Source organism: Marisediminitalea sp. (assembly GCF_984433645.1).
The window spans coordinates 1-4,331 of the sequence record NZ_CFIDRX010000254.1 but is presented as its reverse complement, the minus strand read 5'-3'; the positions used below and the strand labels follow the sequence as shown (position 1 = coordinate 4,331).

Here is a 4,331-nt window from a genome sequence, read left to right as displayed (position 1 = left end):
ACTTTAACATCGTTGTAGTTCTTAACGCCGATACCACATTCCATACCGTTACGTACTTCCTGTACGTCGTCTTTGAAGCGGCGCAGTGATTCAAGTTCACCTTCGTAAATAACTACGTTTTCACGTAGTACACGAATTGGGTTACTGCGTTTAACAATACCCTCGGTAACCATACAACCTGCAATGGCACCCAGTTTAGGTGACTTAAACACGTCACGTACTTCAGCAAGACCAATGATTTCCTGTTTGAACTCTGGTGCAAGCATACCGCTCATGGCCGCTTTCACTTCGTCAATCAGGTCATAGATAACGCTGTAGTAACGCAGATCAATTTCTTCAGCTTCAATCACTTTACGCGCAGTTGCATCGGCACGGACGTTAAAGCCCACAACGATAGCGCTTGATGCAGCCGCTAAGCTTGCATCAGTTTCAGTGATACCACCTACACCACTACCTACGATGTTCACTTTCACTTCGCTGGTAGACAGTTTAATCAGTGATTCAGAAATGGCTTCAACAGAACCCTGTACGTCCGCTTTCAATACGACGTTCAGTTCACTTACGTCACCGGCTTCCATGTTCGCAAACATGTTTTCCAGTTTCGCTTTCTGCTGACGCGCCAGTTTCAGCTCACGCTTCTTCTGATGACGCTTACCAGCAACTTCACGTGCTTTACGTTCGTCTTGTACAACCAGCGCATCTTCACCGGCTACAGGTACACCAGACAGACCTAAAATCTCTACCGGAGTAGATGGGCCAGCCAGCTTAACGTCATTACCGTTTTCGTCGCGCATCGCACGAACACGGCCGTACTCTTCGCCACACAGTAAGATATCACCTGCTTTCACTTCACCTTCCTGAACCAGGACAGAAGCGATTGGACCACGGCCTTTATCCAGACGTGATTCGATAACAATACCGCGACCCGGACCTGTTGGGGTTGCCTTCAGGTCAAGTACTTCAGCTTGTAAAGAAATGGCTTCCAGCAGCTCGTCAACACCCATACCGGTTTTCGCCGATACGTTAACGAACTGGTGCTCACCACCCCACTCTTCCGAGATAACTTCTAACTGAGACAACTCAGTTTTAACGCGATCCGGATCAGCGGTTTCTTTATCCATCTTGTTCACAGCGATAATCAGCGGTACACCTGCTGCGCGGCTGTGTTGTACCGCTTCTTTAGTTTGCGGCATAACACCATCGTCAGCGGCAACAACCAGCACAACGATATCAGTCGCTGTTGCACCACGTGCACGCATTGCGGTAAACGCGGCGTGTCCAGGTGTATCCAGGAAGGTAATTTTACCTAAATCTGTTTCTACACTATAAGCACCAATGTGCTGGGTAATGCCACCCGCTTCGCCTGCTGCCACTTTGGCACGACGAATATAATCAAGCAGTGAGGTTTTACCGTGGTCAACGTGACCCATGATGGTAACAACCGGTGCACGGGTAGATTTCTCACCTGCACCTGAGCCTGCCAGCAATTCATCTTCAAGGGCGTTATCGTTAACCAGTTCGTATTTGTGGCCCATTTCTTCAACAACCAGAACGGCTGTGTCTTGGTCCAATACCTGGTTAATGGTTGCCATTTCACCCATTTTCATCATGGCTTTAATGACTTCCTGCACCTTGATTGCAAGGCGACTTGCCAGCTCACCTACAGTGATGGTTTCGCCCAGCTTAACGACGCGCTCAACCGGTGCAGCAGGCTTATTAAAGCCTTGCTTCAGGCTTTCACTTGCATTCTTCTTCGGCTTCTTACGACGACGTGAAGAACGCTCTACCTGCATATCTTCTTCGTCTTCGGCTTCCTGAGCGTAACGGTTAGAGTGCATGTGCACCTCTTCCGCTTCTTCTTTCTTACGACGCTCTTCTTCTTCTTTCCAGCGACGCTCGTTCTCTTCAGCCAGTTTGCGCGCTTCTTCAGCCGCTTTCTTAGCGTCTTCTTCAAGCTTGCGCTGTGCTTCTTCTTCCTGTTGCTTACGCAGACGTTCTTCTTCCTGACGAGCAGCTTCCTGCTCCTGCTTTTCTTCTTCCGTCAGTTCAGAATCAGCTTCAGCACGCGCAGCAGCTTCTTGCTTCGCTTTTTCAGCACGGCGCGCTTTTTCTTCTTCGGCGGCTTTGCGAGCTTCTTCTGCTTTACGCGCTTTTTCTTCAGCGGCTTTGCGCGCTTCTTCAGCTGCACGCTCTTCTGCTTCACGCTTCAGACGCGCTTCCTCTTCCTTGCGCTTCGCTTCTTCTTCCGCCAAACGTTGTTCTTCAACGTCAGTACGCTTCACGTAGGTACGCTTCTTACGTACTTCTACTTTCACCTCTTTAGACTTACCCACGCTTAACGTGCTGGTAGTCTTGCGTTTTAGTGTCATGCGAGTCGGCTCACCAGAACCGGCACCACCATGTTGCTTACTGAGATGATCTAACAGTTTGCGCTTTTCATCTTCAGTTACGCTATCGCCGGCTGCTTTTTTAATGCCAGCATCGCTAAACTGACTGACTAACCGGTCAACGCTTGTCCCGATATCACTGGCGAGTTTTTCAATGGATACATCTGCCATTACGCGTTTTTCCCCTTGTCGACCTTACTCTTCGTTGAACCAGACTTTGTTTCGTGCGGCCATGATCAACTCACCCGCTTTCTCTTCGTCCAGTCCTTCTAATTCACAGATATCATCAGTACCCTGCTCTGCCAGAGCTTCCAGGTCTGTAATACCTTTACTTGCCAGCACAAATGCAACGTGTCTTTCCATACCTTCCAGGTTCAGCAACTCTTCAGTTGGCTCAGACCCTTCCAGTGATTCTTCGTTGGCAAGTGCTTTTGTGGTCAGTGCGGCACGAGCGCGGTTACGCAGCTCTTCTACAGTGTCTTCGTCCAGTCCTTCGATTGCTAACAGCTCGCTAACCGGCACGTAAGCAACTTCTTCCAGTGTGGTGAAACCTTCGTCTACCAGCACTGACGCGAATTCTTCGTCGATGTCCAAACCTTCCACAAATGTGCCAAGTACCTTGGCGTTTTCTTCTTCGTGCTTCTTATTGAGATCCTCAACGGTCATTACGTTAAGTTCCCAACCGGTCAGCTGACTGGCCAACCGTACGTTCTGGCCACTCCGGCCAATAGCTTGCGCCAGGTTGTCGGCTTCAACCGCAACGTCCATAGTGTGGCTGTCTTCGTCTACAACGATTGAGGCCACTTCAGCAGGCGCCATCGCGTTAATAACGAATTGTGCAGGGTTTTCATCCCACAGTACGATATCAACACGCTCACCGCCCAATTCACCGGATACAGCCTGTACACGAGAACCTCGCATACCTACGCAAGCCCCTACCGGGTCAAGGCGTTTGTCGTTGGTTTTAACGGCAATCTTGGCGCGAGAACCCGGGTCACGGGCTGCTGATTTAATTTCCAGTGTCTCTTCTGCGATTTCCGGTACTTCCAGACGGAACAGTTCGACCAGCATTTCTGGATGCGTACGGCTCACAAACAATTGCGCACCGCGGGCTTCCGGACGAATTACATACAGTAAGCCGCGAACCCGATCGCCTGGACGGAATGTTTCGCGCGGTAACATGTCGTCGCGGTAAATCACGCCTTCTGCGTTATTACCCAGGTCAACAATGATATTGTCACGGTTAACTTTTTTAACGGTACCTGTTACCAGCTCACCCACTTTGTCTTCGTATTCCGCAATCATTTGCGCGCGCTCAGCTTCACGTACTTTTTGTACGATCACTTGCTTGGCGGTTTGCGTGGTAATACGGTCAAACGCAATGGATTCAATCTGTTCTTCTACAAAATCGCCAACCTGAATATCAGGCTCATCGATTTGAGCAGCAGACAGTGTCATTTCAGCGAAGGGATTTTCCTGCGGCTGGTCGTCAGGAATGACCTGCCAGCGGCGGAACGTGTCGAAGTCACCGGTGTCGCGATGAATGCTGACACGCACTTCGATTTCACCTTCATTTTTCTTTTTCGTGGCGCTTGCAATGGCATATTCTAAGGCCTCGAAAATCTTCTCTCTAGGCACTTGTTTTTCATTAGAAACGGCTTCAGCCACTAACAAAATTTCTTTATTCATCTTTGCCTCACTGGTTGCATTCCCGACTGGGAAGCAGGTCTCATTTCGTTATTATTCGAATGTTGGAACCAAATTACCTTTTTCAATCCCGGCAACGGGTAACGCAAATTGTTCTCCGTCGATCTCGATTGTTAGCGTTGCATTTTCGCACGCCAGTAATTTCCCTTTAAAATTGCGTCGGTTATCCAAAGGCAAGGCCATTTTGACAGCGACGATTTCGCCCACCACTTTCGCATAATGCTGTTCAGTGAACAG

2 protein-coding genes and 1 pseudogene are annotated in these 4,331 nt (G+C 49.3%); all 3 read right to left on the bottom strand.

Annotated elements, in window-relative coordinates; genetic code table 11:
• On the bottom strand, window positions 1-2,558 hold a 2,558-nt coding region (infB, locus tag AC4MRN_RS19740), incomplete at its 3' end, for a translation initiation factor IF-2 (RefSeq protein ID WP_491204275.1).
• Window positions 2,559-2,582: 24 nt separating this feature from the next.
• Window positions 2,583-4,076 (bottom strand): transcription termination factor NusA, encoded by a 1,494-nt coding sequence (gene nusA / locus AC4MRN_RS19735; RefSeq protein WP_073321817.1) that lies wholly within the window; start codon window positions 4,074-4,076, stop codon window positions 2,583-2,585.
• A 51-nt stretch (window positions 4,077-4,127) separates the two neighbouring features.
• A pseudogene (locus AC4MRN_RS19730) lies at window positions 4,128-4,331 on the bottom strand (ribosome maturation factor RimP); the annotation flags it as partial.